We start from the raw sequence: 4578 nt of genomic DNA on the forward strand, positions 1-4578 counted from the left end.
CAGCAGTGTCAGAGAAAACAGTGACAGAAACAGCAGTGTCAGAAAAAACAGTGACAGAAGAATCAGTGCCAGCTAACCCCACTGCACCCGCAGCAGCATCCACCCCCGCGGTCCTCGTGCTCGAGGACGGCCGGATTTTCCGCGGCACCAGCTACGGCGCCACCGGAACGGCCCTCGGCGAGGCAGTCTTCGCGACCGGCATGACCGGCTACCAGGAGACCATCACCGACCCCTCCTACGCCCGCCAGCTCGTGGTCCAGACCGCGCCGCACATTGGCAACACCGGCGTCAACACCGACGACGCCGAGTCCCGCCGCATCTGGGTGGCCGGCTACATCGTCCGCGACGCCGCGCGCCGGCCCTCCAACTGGCGCTCCGAGCGATCCCTCGACGACGAGCTCGTCGAGCAGGGGATCGTCGGCATCCAGGGCGTCGACACCCGCGCCATCACCCGCCACCTGCGCGAACACAAGACCATGCGCGCCGGCATCTTCTCCGGCGACGCCGCCCGCGCCACGGACAAGGAACTCGTCGACGCTGTCCTGGCCAGCGCGCCGATGGAAGGCTCACGGCTCGCCGAGGAAGTCAGCGTGGACGCCGCCTACACGGTGGAGCCCAAGGACTTCGGCTGGGACGGCGAGCCGCGGTTCAGCATTGCCGCCATCGATTTGGGCATCAAGCGCATGACCCCCGTACGGTTCGCCGAGCGCGGGGTCCGGGTGCACGTGCTGCCCGCCACGGCAACCCTCGCCGACGTCCAGGCTGTCAACCCGGACGGCTTCTTCATGTCCAACGGCCCCGGCGACCCCGCCACCGCGGACAACCAAGTGGCGCTGCTGCGCTCCGTGCTCGATGAGAAGATCCCGTACTTCGGCATCTGCTTCGGCAACCAGATCCTCGGCCGGGCCCTCGGGTTCGGCACCTACAAGCTCCGCTACGGCCACCGCGGCCTGAACCAGCCCGTGATGGACCGCCGCACCGGCAAGGTCGAAATCACTTCGCAGAACCACGGCTTCGCCGTCGACGCCCCGCTCAACGGCGCCACCCAGGCCCCCGAGGAGCGCTTCGGCCGGGTCGAGGTCAGCCACGTGAGCCTCAACGACGACGTCGTCGAGGGGCTGTCCTGCCTCGACATTCCGGCCTTCTCCGTGCAGTACCACCCCGAAGCGGCCGCCGGCCCGCACGACGCCTCCTACCTCTTCGACCGCTTCATCGAGCTGATGGCGGACGCTTCTTCAAAGACAGAGACCGGCACAAAGACTGCCACCGATTCCAAGACTGGGGACACGAAGTAATGCCCAAGAGAACTGACCTCAAGAGCGTCATGGTCATCGGGTCCGGCCCGATCGTGATCGGCCAGGCGGCCGAATTCGATTACTCCGGCACCCAGGCGCTGCGCGTCCTCAAGGAGGAAGGCCTGCGGGTCATCCTCGTCAACTCCAACCCGGCCACCATCATGACGGACCCCGAGTTCGCTGACGCGACCTACATCGAACCGATCACCCCCGAAGTGGTGGAGAAAATCATCGCCAAGGAGCGCCCCGACGCGCTCCTGCCGACCCTCGGCGGCCAGACGGCCCTCAACACGGCCATCGCGCTGGACAAGAACGGCGTCCTGGAGAAGTACAACGTCGAGCTGATCGGCGCCAATATCGCCGCGATTGAGCTGGGCGAGGACCGCGAGAAGTTCAAGGGCGTCGTCGAGCGCTGCGGCGCCGAGTCGGCCCGCAGCCACATCATCCACACCATGGACGAGGCTCTCGCCGCGGCCGGTGACCTCGGTTACCCGATGGTCGTCCGGCCCTCCTTCACCATGGGCGGCCTGGGCTCCGGGCTGGCCTACGACGAGGGGGACCTGCGCCGGATTGTCGGCCAGGGCCTGCAGTACAGCCCCACGTCCGAGGTGCTGCTCGAAGAGAGCATCCTCGGCTGGAAGGAGTACGAGCTCGAGATGATGCGCGACAAGAACGACAACGTCGTGGTGGTCTGCTCCATCGAGAACTTCGACCCCGTGGGCGTCCACACCGGCGACTCCATCACCGTCGCCCCCGCCCTGACCCTCACCGACCGCGAATACCAGCGGCTGCGCGACATCTCCATCGCCGTCATCCGCGAAGTCGGCGTCGACACCGGCGGCTGCAACATCCAGTTCGCCGTCGAGCCGGACACCGGCCGCGTCGTCGTGATCGAAATGAACCCCCGCGTCTCCCGTTCCTCCGCCCTCGCGTCCAAGGCCACCGGCTTCGCGATCGCGAAGATTGCCACCAAGCTGTCCCTCGGCTACCCCCTGGACGAGATCCCGAACGACATCACCCAGAAGTCCCCGGCGTCCTTCGAACCGACCCTGGACTACGTGGTGGTGAAGGTCCCGCGCTTCGCGTTCGAGAAGTTCCCGGCGGCGGACCCCACCCTGACCACCACCATGAAGTCGGTGGGCGAGGCCATGGCCATGGGCCGGAACTTCACCGAGGCGCTGCAGAAGGCCTTGCGCTCCCTGGAGCAGAAGGGCTCCCAGCTGGACTTCAGCCACGTCCCGGAATGGGAAGTCGCGGAGCTGATCGAGAAGGCCAAGCGTCCCACCACCGAGCGCCTGCACCAGGTGCAGCGCGCCATGCTCGGCGGCGCCACCGTGGAACAGCTCTTCGAGGCGACCAAGATCGACCCCTGGTACCTGGACCAGCTCCAGCTGCTGAACGAGATCTCGCTCGAAATCCGCCAGGCCGCGGCGCTGACGCCGGAGATGCTGACCCGCGCCAAGCGCCACGGCTTCTCCGACGAACAGATCGGTGCGCTGACCCACAACTCCGAGGACGTAGTCCGCGGGGTCCGGCAGGCCCTGGGCATCCGTCCCGTCTACAAGACCGTGGACACCTGCGCGGCCGAGTTCGCCGCCTACACCCCGTACCACTACTCCTCCTATGACGAGGAGGACGAGGTTGCGCTGCACGCCAAGCCGTCCATCATCATCCTCGGGTCCGGCCCCAACCGGATCGGCCAGGGCATCGAGTTCGACTACTCCTGCGTGCACGCCTCGATGGCGCTGCGCAAGGCCGGCTACGAGACCGTGATGGTCAACTGCAACCCGGAAACCGTCTCCACCGACTACGACGTCTCCACCCGGCTCTACTTCGAGCCGCTCACCCTGGAGGACGTCCTCGAGGTCATCGCGGCCGAGGAGCGCACCGGCGGGGTCATGGGCGTCTTCGTCCAGCTCGGCGGCCAGACCCCGCTCAAGCTCGCCCAGCAGCTCGCCGACGCCGGCGTGCCGATCCTCGGCACCTCGCCGGAGGCCATCGACCTGGCCGAACACCGCGGCGCCTTCTCCCGCGTCCTCGACAAGGCCGGGCTCGTCTCGCCGAAGAACGGCACCGCCGTGTCCTTCGAGGACGCCAAGAAGATCGCCGACGAGATCGGCTACCCGGTCCTGGTCCGGCCCTCCTACGTCCTCGGCGGACGCGGCATGGAGATCGTCTACGACGAGCCCAACCTCTCCCGCTACATCGCCAACGCCACCGAGATCACCCCCGACCACCCGGTGCTGATCGACCGCTTCCTCGAGGACGCCGTCGAGATCGACGTCGATGCCCTCTACGACGGCACGGAGATGTACCTCGGCGGCATCATGGAACACATCGAGGAGGCCGGCATCCACTCAGGCGACTCGGCCTGCGTCCTGCCGCCCATCACCCTGGGCGGCAACGTGCTGGAACGGGTGCGGACCGCCACCTTGGCGATCGCCGAGGGCGTGGGCGTCCGCGGCCTGATCAACATCCAGTTCGCCCTGGCCTCCGACGTGCTCTACGTCCTCGAAGCCAACCCGCGCGCGTCCCGCACCGTCCCGTTCGTCTCCAAGGCCACGGGTGTCCAGATGGCGAAAGCCGCGGCCCTGATCGGCACCGGCGTCACCATCAACCAGCTCCGCAGCGCCTACAAGATGCTGCCGGAGAGCGGCGACGGCTCCACCCTGCCGCTGGACGCGCCGGTCTCGGTCAAGGAAGCCGTGCTGCCGTTCAGCCGCTTCCGCACCCCGGAGGGCAAGGTGGTCGACTCCCTGCTCGGCCCGGAAATGCGCTCCACGGGCGAGGTCATGGGCATCGACAAGCACTTCGACACGGCCTTCGCCAAGAGCCAGGCGGCCGCGAACAACGCCCTGCCCACCGAGGGCAAGATCTTCGTCTCGGTGGCCAACCGGGACAAGCGCTCGGTCATCATGGGCGTCAAGCGGCTCTCGGACCTCGGCTTCGAGATCGTCTCCACCGGCGGCACAGCCGACGTGCTCCGCCGCAACGGGATCCAGGCCACCCCGGTCCGGAAGGTCGCCGAAGGCTCCAGCGCCGAAGGCGAAGGCACCATCGCCGACCTCATCATCGCCGGCGAGATCGACATGGTATTCAACACACCCTCCGGCGGCGAGGCCCGCAGCGACGGCTACGAACTCCGTGCCGCCGCGACCTCGATCGGGATCCCGTGCATCACCACCGTGGCCGAGTTCAACGCGGCCGTCCAGGCCATCGAGGCGCTGCGCACCTACGAATGGTCGGTCACGAGCCTGCAGGAACACGCCGCGAACCTGAAGGC

The 4578-nt window shown here is 67.5% G+C and carries 2 protein-coding genes; both read left to right on the plus strand.

Annotated elements, in window-relative coordinates; genetic code table 11:
• The first annotated feature begins 65 nt into the window (after window positions 1-65).
• A complete protein-coding gene (gene carA / locus LQV45_RS18430) occupies window positions 66-1295 on the plus strand; it encodes a glutamine-hydrolyzing carbamoyl-phosphate synthase small subunit (RefSeq protein WP_230008267.1) in 1230 nt (409 codons plus the stop codon).
• Window positions 1295-4578 (plus strand): carbamoyl-phosphate synthase large subunit (gene carB / locus LQV45_RS18435; protein ID WP_230008268.1); only part of this gene is annotated, 3284 nt, incomplete at its 3' end. The genes carA and carB, both read left to right, overlap by 1 nt.

This window comes from Microbacterium sp. Bi128 (assembly GCF_918698205.1).